This is a genomic window from Promicromonospora sp. NPDC110617, assembly GCF_055598465.1.
The window spans coordinates 2022379-2035649 of record NZ_JBVKBM010000001.1; the positions used below are offsets into that span (position 1 = coordinate 2022379).

16 protein-coding genes are annotated in these 13271 nt (G+C 73.5%); 10 read left to right on the top strand and 6 right to left on the bottom strand.

The annotated features are described in order from the left end of the window. The first annotated feature begins 32 nt into the window (after positions 1–32). Positions 33–1301 carry an NAD(P)/FAD-dependent oxidoreductase gene (locus tag ACZ7LE_RS08835; protein ID WP_470402910.1) on the top strand — a complete coding sequence of 423 codons (1269 nt, stop codon included), beginning with the start codon at positions 33–35 and terminating at the stop codon, positions 1299–1301. A gap of 114 nt (positions 1302–1415) precedes the next feature. Then, positions 1416–2000 carry a 1-acyl-sn-glycerol-3-phosphate acyltransferase gene (locus ACZ7LE_RS08840; protein ID WP_470402911.1) on the top strand — a complete coding sequence of 195 codons (585 nt, stop codon included), beginning with the start codon at positions 1416–1418 and terminating at the stop codon, positions 1998–2000. A gap of 64 nt (positions 2001–2064) precedes the next feature. Here the strand turns inward: ACZ7LE_RS08840 and ACZ7LE_RS08845 are convergent, their stop codons facing one another. After that, positions 2065–2787, bottom strand: coding sequence for a TetR/AcrR family transcriptional regulator (locus ACZ7LE_RS08845; protein ID WP_470402912.1), 723 nt, complete (start codon positions 2785–2787; stop codon positions 2065–2067). A 91-nt stretch (positions 2788–2878) separates the two neighbouring features. On the opposite strand from ACZ7LE_RS08845, the gene ACZ7LE_RS08850 reads away from it, so the two are divergent. Continuing rightward, positions 2879–3256, top strand: a complete 378-nt coding sequence (locus ACZ7LE_RS08850) for a VOC family protein (RefSeq protein ID WP_470402913.1) — start codon at positions 2879–2881, stop codon at positions 3254–3256. A 131-nt stretch (positions 3257–3387) separates the two neighbouring features. On the opposite strand, the gene ACZ7LE_RS08855 is transcribed toward ACZ7LE_RS08850, so the two are convergent. Beyond that, positions 3388–3837 carry a TIGR03668 family PPOX class F420-dependent oxidoreductase gene (locus tag ACZ7LE_RS08855; protein WP_470402914.1) on the bottom strand — a complete coding sequence of 150 codons (450 nt, stop codon included), beginning with the start codon at positions 3835–3837 and terminating at the stop codon, positions 3388–3390. 87 nt (positions 3838–3924) lie between these two features. Between ACZ7LE_RS08855 and ACZ7LE_RS08860 the strand changes: the two genes are divergently transcribed. Beyond that, on the top strand, positions 3925–5013 hold the full coding sequence (locus ACZ7LE_RS08860) for a P1 family peptidase (RefSeq protein WP_470402915.1): 1089 nt from the start codon (positions 3925–3927) through the stop codon (positions 5011–5013). Here the strand turns inward: ACZ7LE_RS08860 and ACZ7LE_RS08865 are convergent. The 3 genes from ACZ7LE_RS08865 to ACZ7LE_RS08875 form a co-directional block, all read right to left on the bottom strand. Beyond that, the gene (locus tag ACZ7LE_RS08865) at positions 4983–5666 is read right to left on the bottom strand and encodes an SIMPL domain-containing protein (protein ID WP_470402916.1); all 684 of its coding nucleotides are present in this window, start codon (positions 5664–5666) and stop codon (positions 4983–4985) included. The two genes, ACZ7LE_RS08860 and ACZ7LE_RS08865, sit on opposite strands and share 31 nt — an antisense overlap. Positions 5667–5738: 72 nt before the next feature. After that, a complete protein-coding gene (locus tag ACZ7LE_RS08870) occupies positions 5739–6842 on the bottom strand; it encodes a winged helix DNA-binding domain-containing protein (protein WP_470402917.1) in 1104 nt (367 codons plus the stop codon). After that, entirely contained in the window at positions 6826–7449 is a 624-nt protein-coding gene (locus tag ACZ7LE_RS08875) for a DUF4126 domain-containing protein (protein ID WP_470402918.1), read from the bottom strand. Before ACZ7LE_RS08875 ends, ACZ7LE_RS08870 begins: the two co-directional genes overlap by 17 nt. Positions 7450–7630: 181 nt before the next feature. Here ACZ7LE_RS08875 and ACZ7LE_RS08880 point away from each other — a divergent pair, with 181 nt between their 5' ends. The 6 genes from ACZ7LE_RS08880 (at position 7631) to ACZ7LE_RS08905 (ending at position 11937) form a co-directional block, all read left to right on the top strand. Continuing rightward, positions 7631–8086: an anthrone oxygenase family protein gene (locus ACZ7LE_RS08880; RefSeq protein ID WP_470402919.1), complete on the top strand. Its 456-nt coding sequence runs from the start codon at positions 7631–7633 to the stop codon at positions 8084–8086. A gap of 41 nt (positions 8087–8127) precedes the next feature. After that, positions 8128–9198 (top strand): diaminopropionate ammonia-lyase, encoded by a 1071-nt coding sequence (locus tag ACZ7LE_RS08885; protein ID WP_470402920.1) that lies wholly within the window; start codon positions 8128–8130, stop codon positions 9196–9198. A gap of 37 nt (positions 9199–9235) precedes the next feature. After that, complete coding sequence (locus ACZ7LE_RS08890) at positions 9236–10102, top strand: putative RNA methyltransferase (RefSeq protein WP_470402921.1); 867 nt, start codon at positions 9236–9238, stop codon at positions 10100–10102. A gap of 4 nt (positions 10103–10106) precedes the next feature. After that, positions 10107–10274 carry a CopG family transcriptional regulator gene (locus ACZ7LE_RS08895; protein ID WP_470402922.1) on the top strand — a complete coding sequence of 56 codons (168 nt, stop codon included), beginning with the start codon at positions 10107–10109 and terminating at the stop codon, positions 10272–10274. After that, positions 10271–10693: a PIN domain-containing protein gene (locus ACZ7LE_RS08900; RefSeq protein ID WP_470402923.1), complete on the top strand. Its 423-nt coding sequence runs from the start codon at positions 10271–10273 to the stop codon at positions 10691–10693. The genes ACZ7LE_RS08895 and ACZ7LE_RS08900 overlap by 4 nt, the downstream gene beginning before the upstream one ends. A gap of 140 nt (positions 10694–10833) precedes the next feature. Further along, entirely contained in the window at positions 10834–11937 is a 1104-nt protein-coding gene (locus ACZ7LE_RS08905) for an alpha/beta hydrolase (protein ID WP_470402924.1), read from the top strand. Between the two features lie 19 nt (positions 11938–11956). Here the strand turns inward: ACZ7LE_RS08905 and ACZ7LE_RS08910 are convergent, their stop codons facing one another. Next, on the bottom strand, positions 11957–13243 hold the full coding sequence (locus ACZ7LE_RS08910) for a glycosyltransferase (protein ID WP_470402925.1): 1287 nt from the start codon (positions 13241–13243) through the stop codon (positions 11957–11959). Positions 13244–13271: the final 28 nt, after the last annotated feature.

The window sequence follows — 13271 nt, forward strand, 5'->3', positions numbered from 1 at the left end:
CTGTCGGCCCGGGCGGGTCTAGTGTCGACGGCGTGACCGGCGACAACGCACCCAGGGTCCTCGTCGTCGGGGGCGGCCCCGCAGGCGCTGCCACGGCGATCGCACTGCGGCGCGAGGTCCCGGGCGCGCACGTCACCCTGGTCGACAAGGCGACGTTCCCGCGCGACAAGACCTGCGGCGACGGGCTGGGCCCGGGCGCGCGCCGGGTGCTGGACGGGCTGGGTCTGACGGAGCTGCTCAAGCCGTTCCACATGCCGATGTCGGTGGCGATCAGCGGCCCGGGCGGCGTCGAGGCGCTCGCGCGCGGCCCGCTCATGGAGGGCCGCGACCTCGCCGGGTACGTCACGCCGCGGCTCGCCCTGGACGACCTGCTGCTGAACGCCGCGCGCGACGCCGGCGCCGAGGTGCGCGAGGGGGTCGCCTTCGAGGGGATGGCGCCGTCCGGCGGCACGTGCGAGCAGGTCACGCTGTCCGGCGCCGCCGGCTCCGAGGAAGCGTTCGACCTCGTCGTCGGCGCGGACGGCGCCTACTCCACGGTCCGCCGCGCCCTCGGCGTCGAGCGCCCCGCGATGCGGCACACCCACATCGCGATGCGGGCCTACGGCCGGGTCACCCATCCGGACAAGCCCGTGAGCGACACCCTCCGGTTCGACTTCCTGGAGTCCCTCCTGCCGGTCTACGGCTGGGTCTTCCCGCTGCCGGACGACGGCGCGAACATCGGCGTCGGCCTCCCCGTGAACCACCTCAAGCGGCAGACGGCGCGCCACGGCCGCAAGCTGCGCGACCTCTTCGACCTGTACGTCGAGGACCTGGAGCGGCGGGGCTTCTCGGTCTCCGGGCTGGAGCGGGTCGCCACGCACCAGCTCCCGCATGCCGCCGCCCGCACGCCGATGACGGCCCCGGGGCGGGCCGCTGTGCTGGTCGGGGACGCCGCCGCGACGATCAACCCGCTCAGCGGCGAGGGGATCTTCTACGGGATGGCCGCCGGCGTGCAGCTCGCGGAGCACCTCGGCGAGCTGGAGCGGTCCGGCGCGGCCTGGAGCGGGGCGGGGCTGCCCGGGGCGCTGGCGGGGTTCGAGCGGGCGCACCGGCGCCGGTTCGCGCGGCACTACCGCGAGTGCTACCTGGCGCAGCAGCTCATGCGCTCGAAGACGTGGGCGGGGATCGCGACGCGCGCCGTCGCGGCGTCCGACGAGGCCATGGCGCACGTGGCGCTCATGCTGTTCGACGAGCAGTCGGCGGGGTCCCGGGGCCTGCTGCGCCTCGCGGCGCACAGCGTGCGGCCGCTGCTGCGGCGCTGAGGAACGGGCGGCGGACGGCGATCGTTGACCACTCGGTCGGTCTGTCAGACTTGCAGACCCCGAAGCTCGGCGCCGCCTGAGATTCTCTCCGCTCCACCTGACTCGAGGACGACGATGTCACGCACCATCCGCCGGGCCGTTGCACGACTGATCTGGGCCGCCACCGGCTACCGGATGCGTTCGGAACCCGCGCCGACCCGGCCCACGGTCTTCATCGGGGCGCCGCACACGTCCAACACGGACTTCTTCCTCATGCTGGCCATCGCGTTCGACATGGACCTCAAGATCCGCTTCCTCATCAAGGACTCCTGGTTCAAGGGTCCGATGGCAGGCGTCATGCGGTCGCTGGGCGGCATCCCGGTGGACCGCAAGGACCCGGCCAGCATCGTCGACGAGATCCTGGCCGCCGTCGGCCGGGGCGAGGAGTTCCACCTGGTCGTGACGCCGGAGGGCACGCGCGGCGCCGGGTCGGGCTACTGGAAGTCGGGGTTCTACCGCATCGCGCTCAAGGCGGGCTTCCCGGTCACGCTCGGTTACGTCGACGGCGTCGCCAAGGTCGCCGGCCTCGGCCCGAGCATCGAGCTGACGGGCGACGTGCGCGCGGACATGGACGTGATCCGCGCGTTCTACGCGGACAAGTCCGGCGTCAAGCCGGGCAACCGCACGGAACCCCGCCTCCGCTCGGAAGACCCCGCCTGACCCCCTTCGTTGAGTGCTGGCTTTTTGCGCTGTTCAGGCCGTGACGAGCGCAAATACCCAGCACTCAACGACCGGCGGGCGGGGTGAGGGAGTCCAGGACGCGGTCCAGGCCGTAGGTCCAGGCGTGGGCGGGGCTGGAGGGGGCGTTCATCGCCTCGCCGGCTGCGCCGCCGACCCGCTGGGCGAGCTGGTGGTCGTCGCCGAGGTACTGGGCGAGCCGCCCGGCCCACCGCCCCCAGAGCTCCGGCAGCTCGCCCGCCCGCGGGTCCGGCCGCTGGGCCCGGGCGGCCGCGCGGACGAAGTCGAGCACGAACGTGAGCGCGGCGTCGCGGGCGACGTCGTCCAGGGGCAGCGGGTCCAGCGCGTGCAGCTCGTGGTCGTACTTGGCGATGGTGCCGGGTCCGAACGCCGTGCGGTCGTCGTCGATCTCCAGCAGCCACGGGTGCTCGCGCAGGAGCGCGAGGTTCGTGTCGGCGACCCGCCGCACCCGGGTGCGCCACCCGGCACTCCCGTACGCGGGCCGTGGCATGCGCGCGAACGCGGCGTCGGCCATCAGGACCAGCAGGTCGTCGCGGCTGTTGACGTGCGTGTAGACCGACATGGCCGAGACGCCCAGCACGTCGCCGAGCCGGCGGACCGTGACGGCGGCGAGACCCTCGGCGTCCGCCACCGTGCCCGCGGCGTCGACCACCGCGCCGGTCGTGACGGCGGCCCGCGGGCCCCGCGCGCCGCCCCGCGGCGCGGCCGGGTGATCGCGCCAGAGCAGGTCGATCAGCTCGCGGGGCATCGGGTCTCCAGGATCGGGTGACGGGCCGGGAACATTCTGCAACCATCTTACATTGTACGCCGTACAAGGTTATTGGATGTGAGGAGTCAGCTTGAAGATCACCGGTACCGCCCTGTCCCTCAACGTGCCCGACGTCGCCGCGTCGGCCGAGTTCGCCAAGGAGCACCTCGGGTTCACCGAGGCCATGTCGGACGACGGGTTCGTGTCGCTGCAGCACGACTCCGCCGGCGTCAACATCGTGTTCCTGCGGGTCGGCCTCGGCACGTTCAAGCCCGAGCGGATCGCCGGCCCCGCGGGGCAGGGTCTGCTGATCGCGTTCGTCGTGGACGACCTCGACGCCGAGTTCGCCCGCATCGCCGCCGCCGGCGCGGAGGTTGTCACGCCGCCCGAGACCGAGCCCTGGGGTGAGCGGTACTGCCAGTTCGCCGACCCCAACGGGATCGTGTGGCAGCTCGTCCAATGGGTCTGACCCGCCCCTGGCGGATCTGACCTGGGCACCTCCCCTTTGAGGCCCGACTTTCTTCGCTTTGACGCTGCTCAAAGCGAAGAAAGTCGGGCCTCAAAGGGGAGTGCCGGGTCCGGCCTGTTCCGGGCGGACGGTCAGCCGTGCGCCCAGCCTGACCAGCGGGTCACCCGGACCCGGATCACCGGCCCGTCCGGGCGGCGCTCGTGGTACTGCGGGTACCGCGCGGCGAGAGCGTCCAGCGCCGCCTCCCGCGGTGCGCCGTCGTGCTCGACGGCGGCGACGCCGTCGGCCCGCACCCACCAGAGGCGCGTCCAGTCGTCGTCGTACCGGTCCGCGAGCAGCGCGACGTCCGGGTTCTCCGCGATGTTGCGCAGGCGCTTCAGGTCGCGCGTGGTCTTGGGCTTGTGGTCGACGGCGACGACGATCTCGTCGGCGGTGGCGTCTGTCGCAGGGTCGCCCGGGGCGCTGACCAGCGCGAACGTGACCGGCACGAGCTGCGGCACGGCGTCGGCGTCGGCCGTCGCGAGGTAGGCGTGGCGGGCCGCGGCGAACCGCGACCGGCAGGCATCGACATCGAGGCGCACCCCGTCATTGTGTCGCGCAGTGGCGAGTGGCTCGCGGCTCAATCCTCGACCGTTCGCCGAGCCTCGCCGATCGGGGATGCTGTGAGCATGACGAACCACAGCCAGCAGCCCCGGCGGGTGCGCGACCTCGGGATCGTGGTCGGGCCGCTGCGCACCGGTCCGCTCAACGCGATCACCGACGTGCCCGGCGTCCGGGTGGGGCACACCACCATCGTGGACCCGCCGCGCCTGCACACCGGGGTCACGGCGATCGTGCCGGACGCCCTGGAGCAGGGCCGGAGCAGCCTGCCGTGCGGGCTGTTCGTCGGCAACGGCTTCGGCAAGCTGATCGGCGCCACCCAGGTCGCCGAGCTCGGCGCGATCGAGACGCCGATCCTCCTGACCGCCACCCTGAGCGCGTTCCGCGCCGCGGACGCCCTGGTCACGCACGTGCTCGCCGCGCCGGGCCACGAGCAGACGCGCACGCTCAACCCGGTCGTGGGCGAGACCAACGACGGCCGGCTCAGCGACATCCGCGCGCGGCCGATCACCGAGGCGCACGTGCTCGCCGCCCTCGACGGCGCGACGTCCGACCTGCCCGGGGAGGGCTGCGTCGGCGCCGGGACGGGCACCATGGCGCTCGGGTTCAAGGGCGGGATCGGCACGTCGTCGCGGGTGGTCGGCGGCTGGACGGTGGGCGTGCTGGTCCAGTCCAACTTCTCCGGCACGCTCACGGTGCGGGGCGTCCCGCTCCGGGCCGACGACGACGGCGGAGCGTCGGCCACCGCCGTCGGCGCCCCCGCCGCCGGGCTCCAGCCCGAGGGCAACTCCTGCATGATCGTGGTCGCCACCGACGCCCCGCTCGACGCGCGTCAGCTCGGCCGCGTCGCCCGCCGCGCCGTGTTCGCGATGGGGCGCGTGGGCTCCGACTTCGCGGGCGGCAGCGGCGACTACGCGCTGGCGTTCGGCACGCCGGGGGCGCCGTCGACGGGCGGCGTGGACGACGGCGACCTCGACCCGGTCTTCGCGGCGACGATGGACGCCGTCGAGGAAGCCCTGCTCAACTCGCTGTTCATGGCGACCACGACCGTGGGGCACCGCGGTACGGCGACCGCGGTGCCCCACGCCCTGGTGCTCGACCGGCTGCGCGCCGCCGGCGTGCTGCCTCAGCCCTCGGCGACGGGGCCCGTCTCGTAGTCGGCGGACAGCGTGATCTCGACGTCGATGTCCCGCGGCTGCAGCTCGACCTGGGCACCGCCGCCCGGGGCGGCCATCGCGCCGGCCCGCATGGCGTACATCGGGGCGCCGCCGCCGTCGTTGCCGCCGCGGAGCCCCGCCTCGTAGATCGCGACGGGCGCCACCGGGCCCAGGCCGAGCGCGTCGGCGTACGACTGGGCGCGGACCACGGTCTCCTCGGCGGCCTCGACGCGGGCCTCGGCCTGGAGCGCCTTGCGGGTCTCGTCGGTCAGGGTCCAGTTGAGCCAGTCGATCTCGACGCCCTCGACGTCCATGATGTCGGCGAGCCAGGTGGACAGGACCTCGAAGTCGCGGAACGTCACCGACAGGCGGGCTGAGGCCCGGAACCGCCGGATCCGCTGCTTGCCGCCCGTCTCGGAGTTCTTGACCCGGTCGTCGTAGACGTACGAGTGCACCGACGCGGAGTCCCACTTCTCCGCCGCGCCCGACGCGACGTGCGCCTTGGCCTGGTCCACGAGGATCGTGTGGGTGCGGGCCACCTGCTCCACGACGTCGTTGCGGAGCGTGCCGGAGAACGCGACGTGCAGGTTGACGGTCCCGCGCTCGGCGGGATGGGTGCGCTTGGCCTGGCCTTCGACGGCGATGCGAGTCATGTGCGGAGTCTGCCCACGATGCCGCGGACCACGCCACCCCGCCGCGCCGACCGCGTGCTCCCCGGCGATGCGTCAGCCGATGGTGCCGTTGCCCGCCGTGCCCCGGACCAGTGTCGGTTCGAGCCCGCAGAACGCCCCGTAGCGCGCGGCCTCGGCCTCAAGGGCCGCCCACACCGTGGCTGACGGCTCGTCCGTGAGCTCGACCGTGATCTCCACGGTCTGCGCCTTGAGGACCCGCGACCATCCGCCCGCGATCAGGCCGTCCACGGCCACCAGCCCGGTGTACAACCAGCGGCTCGGCATGCCGTCCCTGGTCAGGGAGGGCCAGCTCTTGAAGTCGTGGCAGAAGAACTCGTCGTAGACGGACAGCAGGCGCACGGTGCCCACCGGGGCCGGCTCGGGCAGGTCGCCGTCGGTCCAGAGGGTCAGGCCGGCCATCTCATGCCGGGTCAGCCCGGCGTCGGCCACCGCGGCGCGGGCCGCCGTCTTGGTCAGGGTGCCCCACCAGGCGACGTCCTCCGCGCGGCAGGGGCCGTGCCCTCGCACGTACGCGCGCGCCAGGTGCACGCGGGCCTCGTCCTCGTCCCAGGACCGCTGCTCCGGGAGCAGCCGGTAGGTGGCCTGCTTGCCGCGCATCGGGCCGCTCGCCACGATCAGGTCCAGCTCCGCGTGCATCATGACCTGGCCCAGGTGCCAGGCGTCGAGCGGTGCGCCCTCGTGCTCGGCCAGCGCGACGCCGAGCTCCTTGCGTGTGCGCGGCCCGTCCGCCAACGCCTCGGCGAGGACGGCGTGCCGGCGGGGGAGAGCCGAGTGGTCGAAGTCGTAGGACCGTTCCGTCGACGCCATGGCCTTGCGGACCCGGGGCGCGGTGGCCGTCATGAGCGGCGCCAGGTCCTCGGGGACCACGTAGTGCCAGGTGGGGCGCAGGATGTGGGTACGCAGGATCGAGCCGTCGGCCAGCGCCGCCTGCACCTGTTCGAGCGTGGCCGGCGTGGCCAGGCGCTGCGCCACACCCCACGCGGACGAGTGCAGCTCCTGCGACTGGACGGCGCCGAGCCGGGCGACGACGCGGGCCACCGCGCCGTCGTCGGCGGAGTGCGTGGGGCCGAGCGTGCCCAGGCCGACCGAGGTGAGCCGGGCCCGCTGGATCTCCTGGACGTCAGACGTAATAGGCATCCTCACCGCCATGCCCCGCCGCTCGGGCGCGTCGATGCTTGGCCAGGCTGCGGATCAGCATGATCACCCCGACCACGAACAGGATCAGCACCGGGATGATCGCGAGCGGGGCCAGCACGGCCAGGAACGAGACACCGATGCTCGTGGCGTCCTCCGCCGCGCTGACCACGGGCGCCGCCGTGCCGCCCGAGACCGTGTTGGCGACCACGCGCCCGCCGGCCTTCGCCGCGTGCGTGCCGAGCGCGAGCACCACGCCCGCGACGATCGGGATCCACTGACCCGACTGCACGAACGCACCCGGGTCCGTGACCGTAGCCGTCTCCGACATCGAGCCGGCGCCGAAGGCGATGCCGCCCGCGGTGGGGCGGATGACGGTCTGCACCACGTCGTTGATCGAGTCGAGCACCGGGATCTTGTCCGCGGCGAACTCGAGCACCAGGAGCACGACCAGGATCGCCATCACCCAGCCGTTCTCCAGCCACGCCCACTGGCCCGGCAGCTCCACGAGGTCCGTGAAGCGCGAGAGCACGCCGAGGAAGATGAGCGGGATCCATGCGTTGAGGCCCGCCGACAAGGCGAGCCCGCTACCGGTGGCAAGTTCGAGCATGATCCGAAGTGTTCCACGGCACACCGACACTCCGTGGGCGAAACGTGTCCGGTGTGCCCGATCTGTTACCCGAGGGTCACAGGCGCCGGTTCTTCTCTCGGCGAAGGTCTGGAACGCGCGGCCTCCTTCGTGGAAGAGTTGTCGACGACCACCGCACCGCCGCGCTGACCTGGAGGCCCGGATGATCTGGACGATCTTCGCCGTCGCATCGGTGGTGCTGCTCGGCCTGTCGGCCGGGGTGTTCTTCGGGTTCTCGTCGTTCGTCATGAGCGGCCTCGCCCGCGCCTCCGACGAGGCCGCCGGGGCGGCGATGAACGGCATCAACGAGACCGCGCCGATGCCCGCCTTCATGAGCGTCTTCTTCGGCGCGCTCCTCGTCCCGGCGGCCACCGGGATCTGGGGCCTCGTCGACGGCCACGACGGCGGCGCCTGGATCCTCGCAGGCGCCGCCGTGTACCTGGTCGGCACCTTCGGCGTGACGATGGCCCTGAACGTGCCGCTCAACAACCGGCTGCTGGCCGCCCACGACAAGGCCGCCGGCTGGCGTGCCTACTGGCGGCCCTGGACCGCGTGGAACCACGTGCGCACGCTCGCGGGCGTCGCGGCGACGGCGCTCGCGGCGGTCGGTCTGCTCTGACAGGTCGGTCCTCGGGCGCGGTGTCGGGGACAATCGTCAACGTGCCCGCCATCGACTTCCACCGCACCCTGCCCGGCTACGCACCCACGCCGCTGCGTGACGTGCCGGGGCTCGCCGCGGAGCTGGGGGTCGGCCGGGTGCTGGTCAAGGAGGAGTCGAGCCGGCTCGGCCTGCCGGCCTTCAAGGTGCTCGGCGCGTCGTACGCGATCGCCCGCGCGCTGGGGGAGCGGTTCGGGCTGGCGACCGTCTCGCTGGACGCGGTGCGCGACGCCGTCCGCGGTACCGACGTCCGGCTGTACGCCGCCACCGACGGGAACCACGGCCGCGCCGTCGCCCACGTGGCCGCGCTGATCGGCGCCGCCGCGACGATCTACTACCCGCCGGGCATCACGCAGGCCGCCAAGAAGGCGATCGCGGCGGAGGGCGCTCGGACGGTCGAGTCCGAGGGCGACTACGACGACGTCGTGGCCCGGGCCACGGCCGACGCCGCCACCGACCCGGCGGCGGTCCTGGTGCAGGACACGTCGTGGTCCGGCTACACGGACATCCCGCAGTGGATCGTCGACGGCTACGGGACGCTGTGCGTCGAGACCGACGAGCAGCTCGCCGCCCTGGGCGTCGCGGAGCCCGACCTGGTGGTCGTCCCGGTCGGCGTCGGCTCGTTCGCCCAGGCCGTGGTGAGCCACTACCGCGCTCCTGGGGCCGACGGCGAGGTGGTCGACGGCGGCACGCTGCTCGCCGTCGAGCCCGACCGCGCCGCGGGGCTGGTCGCGTCCCTGCGCGCAGGCCGGCCCGTCACCGTGCCGGTGGGGGACACGATCATGACCGGGCTCTGCTGCGGGACGGTCTCCGCGCTGGCCTGGCCCGTGCTGCGCGACGGGCTCGACGGCGCCGTGACCGTCTCCGACGACCAGGCGGCCGCCGCCGTCGACGACCTGGCGCGCTCCGGCGTCGACGCGGGACCGTGCGGCGCCGCGACGCTCGCCGCCGCCCGGCTCGTGCTGGGCCAGCCCGGGTGGCGGGAGGCGATCGGGCTGCGGCCGGACGCCGTCGTCCTGCTCCTGTCGACCGAGGGCCGGGCCGCGAACCCGGTCCCGGCGAACCGCGTCTAGCGCGACCCGCCCCACCACCGCTGCCAGGAGACCGACCGTGCCCGTTGCCGTTCCCGCCGCCTTCGACCCGATCCTCCCGCTGCTGCGCTGCCCGTCGTGCGGTGCGGAGCTCGCGACGTCGCCCGGCGCGTTGCGCTGTCCGCGCCGGCACAGCTTCGACGTCGCCCGGCACGGGTACGTGAGCCTGCTGACCGGCACGCGCGCGACCAGCGGCGACGACGGGCCGATGGCACGCGCCCGCCGCGACTTCCTGGCCGCGGACCGGTACGCGGCGATCCGGGACACCGTCGCCGAGCTGGCGGGCGAGTCCGCGGGGGCGGCGGACGGTGCCAGGCCTCCCGCCACCGTCGTCGACGTCGGCTGCGGCACCGGCTACTACCTCGCGGGCGTGCTCGACGCGATGCCGGGCGCCGTCGGCCTGGGGCTGGACACCTCCGCGCACGCCCTGCGGACGGCGGCCAAGGCGCACGAGCGGGCCGCGGCCGCGACCTGGGACGTCTTCCGGCCGTTCCCGATCGGGTCGGAACACGTCGACGTGGTGCTGGACGTGTTCGCGCCACGCAACCCGGCCGAGTTCCACCGGGTGCTGCGCCCGGGCGGCGTGCTGGTCGTGGTGCGGCCGTTCGGCGGCCACCTGGCCGAGCTGCGCCGCCAGGTCGCCGGGATGGTGGCCGTCGACCCGGACAAGGAGGAGCGCCTGCACCAGGCGCTGGACCCGTACTTCGAGGCCGTGCGGACCGAGCGGGTCGAGTACACGACGCCCCTGACCCGGCAGGAGGCGGTCGACCTCGTGCTCATGACGCCGAGCGCCCGCCACGTCTCGGAGGCGGACCTGGACGACGAGGATGCCCTGCCGGCGGAGGTCACGGTCTCGGTCCTGGCCACTGCCTACCGCAGGCGATGACGGCGTGCGCGCTCGGGCAGGATCACGCGGGTTCTCCGCGTACGTCGCCGGAGCGGTCGCCCGGCAGCTCGAGCGGGACGCCCTCGACGACGTCCTGCAAGGCATGGAAGCTGAGCACGGCGCCGTGGACGAGGACGAGGTCGCGGCGATCATGGCCAGGCTCGCCCGGTGATCGTCGGCCCCCACTCGATCCTGCTGGACTCCGAGGCGCTGTCCGCGCTCGCCGACGACGGGCAGCAGATGCAGGCGTGGGCAACGGTCGCGCGTCGTACGGACTCGACACTGCACACCTCGGCGGTCACGCTCGCCGAGGTCACTGACGGAACCGCCCGCGACGCGCGGGTCCGGCGTGCGGCCAAGGCCCTCCGGGTCGAGGAGGTCACCACGGAGATCGGCTACGACGCCGGACGCCTGCGCGCGGGTGCCGCCTCAGCGCGGCGCAAGGCGCGTGACATGGCCGTCGATGCGGTCGTCGCCGCGACCGCGCTGGCGCTGCGTGGCCCCGTGGTTGTCCTCACCGCTGACGACGGGGACCTGGATCTCCTGCTCGACGGCACCGGCGTCAAGGTCGAGCGGGTCGGCAAGAGGTGACGGGGCGTACCTCCGGAAGTCGGGGCCGAGCAGGCGCAGGCGGGACCCGACCAAAGTAGGGGGTACCCCGTTCCCACGGCAGGTCAGCCGTGATCTGTCGGCCGATGTGCCCGACTTCTGTGCCCAGAAGACTGGGCGCCATGAGCATCCCCGTCGGCTATCTGATCGGCCTTGCTGTCCTCGCCTTCCCCGTGCTGCGCCTGCCGCGCGTGCCGATGTCGGTGGGTACCTCGGTCTTCTTCCTCAGCATGTCGATCAACGAGCTGCCCGTCCTCGCGGCGCTCGCATTCGGGGCCAGCACGGCGCTCGCGGTCGCCGAGGGCGATCTCGCCTCGCCGGTCGCAATCGCCGCGGCGGTCCTCGCGGCCGCCTGCCTGGGTCTCCAGGTCTGGCGCGGCGTCGCGGCGCTGTCGGTCCTGCGGCGTGCCATGGGCCCGATCGACGTGTCGGGTCGGCTCCCGCTGTGGCGCGTCCTCGTCTTCCCCTTCGCGGTGCGTCCCCGCTCGGTCGAGCGGGTCGCGAACCTCTCCTACGGGCCTTTCGGAAAGCGCACCAGCATGGACCTGTACCGCCGCCGCGACGCGGCTGCCGGGGCCCCGGTGCTGATCCACTTCCACGGCGGTTACTACACCACCGGGCACAAGAGCTCCCAGTCCCTGCCGATGCTCCACCGCCTGGCCGAGCGGGGCTGGGTCTGCCTCAGCGCGAACTACCGGCTGCGCCCGGCCGCGACGTTCGAGGACCATCTCGTGGACGTGAAGCGGCTGGTCGCGTGGGTCCGCGAGCACGCCGACGAGTGGGGCGTCGACCCGGAGCGGATCGTCCTGTCCGGCTCCTCGGCGGGCGCGCACATGTCGTTGATGGCAGCCTTCACCGACGGCGACCCCACCTACCAGCCCGGTTTCGAGGACGCCGACACCTCGGTGAGCGCCGTGGTGTCCCTCGGCGGGTACCTCGGCCGGTACTTCGACGGCCGCCCGGAGACCTCGCCGACAGAGAACGTCCGGGCGGACGCCCCGCCGGTCCTGGTGGTGCACGGCACCCACGACTCGCTGGTGCCCGTCGCGGACGCCCGCCGGTTCGCCGAGCGGCTCCGCGCGGACTCCGGGAACCTCGTGGTGTACGCCGAGCTCCCGGGCGCCCACCACGGCTTCGACCTGTACTGGTCGCCGCGGTTCGCGGCCGTCGTCAACGCGGTGGAGGCCTTCACGGCGGAGGCGTTCGCGCGGCAGCAGGTCCGGTAGGCGGGGTCCGCAGGCGGGGTCAGCGGGCCGCCGGGGCCCTGGCGGTGCGGAGATAGTCCGTGAACAGCTCCGCCGTCCGGCCGATGCCGTCCTCCTGGCGCAGGCGCTCGCCCAGCCGGGCGGCCCGCTCGCGCATCCGCTCGTCGGTGACGGCGCGGGTCAGCGCGACGGTGAGCCGGTCGGCGTCGAGCACCTTCACCGGGACGGGTTCCGGCCCGACGCCGAGCGCGGCGACCCGCCGGCCCCAGCTGAACTGGTCCACGGCCACCGGCGTCAGGATCGTGGGGATGCCGGCACGCAGGCCCGCCGCCGTCGTGCCGGCGCCACCGTGGTGGATCGCCGCGGCGACCCGCGGGAACAGCCAGTCGTACGGGACGGACTCAAGGCGCAGCACGTGGTCCGGGAGCTCGCGGTCCCGGCCGAGGTCCGCCCAGCCGCCGATGAGGATGCCCCGGTGCCCGGTCCGGTCGAGGGTCTCCAGGAACGCGTCCACCAGGCGGCCCGGCTGCGCCGTCGGCACGCTGCCGAGGCCGAACGACACCGGCGGGTCGCCTGCGGCGAGGAACCTTGCGAGGTCCGGGGGCGGCTCCCAGCCGGCCGGCGCGCTCGTGGGCAGGTACCCGGTGACGTGGATCCGGGGGTGCCAGTCGGCCGGGCGGGGCAGCACGAGCGGGCTGTACGCGTAGTACAGCGGCATGTTCTGCCGGTCCTGGAGCACGCGCGCGTTGGTGCGCAGCGGGGGCAGGCCGAGCACCTCGCGTCGCTGTTTGTTCACCCCGGGCTGCTGCATGGTGCGCCAGATCATCTGGTCGGTGCCCCACCAGCCCGCCCGGTCCAGGAGCGCGCCGCGGCTGCGCCCGTCGCCGAGGAAGAACGTCGGGAACTCGCGGGTGGGCGTGACCGGGAAGAACTGAAGGTCGGCGCACGGGATGCCCAGCTTCTCCGCGACGCTGTACCCGTAGAGCGTCGTCGGCCCCTTGTAGAGGATGGCCTCGCTGTGCTTCGTGGCGCGCCAGATGTCGTGGATGATCTGCGGCAGCATCTGCTTGCGGGTCTTCGCGCCGTAGGCCATGAAACGCAGCATGTTGCCCGACTCGACCAGCTCGACGAGCTCCGGGTTGTCCGCGTACTTCGGCAGCACGGGGCCGAACGGCTCGAACTCGGTGCCGTAGGACGCGGCGAGCTCCGCGAAGTCCGGCGAGCCGACGACGGTCGGGTGGTGGCCCCGGTCGCGGAGCGCCACGGCCAGGCCGAGCAACGGCTCGACGTCGCCGCGCGAGCCGGCGGTGAGGATCGTGATCTGCATGGTCGTCCTTCGTCGAAGGTGGATATGA

Excerpts from the sequence above, each read along its gene's own strand:
- ACZ7LE_RS08870 (WP_470402917.1), bottom strand. The coding sequence starts at position 6,842 with ATGCCTATTACGTCTGACGTCCAGGAGATCCAGCGGGCCCGGCTCACC.
- ACZ7LE_RS08905 (WP_470402924.1), top strand. The coding sequence starts at position 10,834 with ATGAGCATCCCCGTCGGCTATCTGATCGGCCTTGCTGTCCTCGCCTTC.
- ACZ7LE_RS08875 (WP_470402918.1), bottom strand. The coding sequence starts at position 7,449 with ATGCTCGAACTTGCCACCGGTAGCGGGCTCGCCTTGTCGGCGGGCCTC.
- ACZ7LE_RS08880 (WP_470402919.1), top strand. The coding sequence starts at position 7,631 with ATGATCTGGACGATCTTCGCCGTCGCATCGGTGGTGCTGCTCGGCCTG.
- ACZ7LE_RS08910 (WP_470402925.1), bottom strand. The coding sequence starts at position 13,243 with ATGCAGATCACGATCCTCACCGCCGGCTCGCGCGGCGACGTCGAGCCG.
- ACZ7LE_RS08860 (WP_470402915.1), top strand. The coding sequence starts at position 3,925 with ATGACGAACCACAGCCAGCAGCCCCGGCGGGTGCGCGACCTCGGGATC.
- ACZ7LE_RS08845 (WP_470402912.1), bottom strand. The coding sequence starts at position 2,787 with ATGCCCCGCGAGCTGATCGACCTGCTCTGGCGCGATCACCCGGCCGCG.
- ACZ7LE_RS08865 (WP_470402916.1), bottom strand. The coding sequence starts at position 5,666 with ATGACTCGCATCGCCGTCGAAGGCCAGGCCAAGCGCACCCATCCCGCC.
- ACZ7LE_RS08840 (WP_470402911.1), top strand. The coding sequence starts at position 1,416 with ATGTCACGCACCATCCGCCGGGCCGTTGCACGACTGATCTGGGCCGCC.